Annotated in this window: 1 pseudogene; it reads right to left on the reverse strand. The window is 58.3% G+C overall.

The window, feature by feature from the left end:
• Positions 1-126 (reverse strand): annotated as a pseudogene (locus ACRXB1_RS37890) (IS3-like element ISBvi4 family transposase); the annotation flags it as partial.
• Between the last annotated feature and the right edge of the window lie 126 nt (positions 127-252).

A 252-nucleotide genomic window follows, 5' to 3' on the forward strand; every position in this document is an offset into this window, starting at 1 on the left:
GCGATCAGTATGTTGTATCAGGCCCGTCGGTGGCCGGTGCGACGCGACAGCCCGAAACAGCGCCTGCATGACCAGCTGTTTTGTCATGCGCTCGCTCATGGCATAGCCGACGATCTCTCCGCTAAACTGAGGTCGGTCGGAATCCGTGGACGCCAACGGGTTAAGCAGCGGTTTTACTCAAATGGAATCGCTGCGTGAAAGCGGCCGGCGACAGATAGTCCAGACGCTCCTGTGTGCGCTGCCGGTTATAAA

The organism is Caballeronia sp. M23-90, assembly GCF_053574605.1.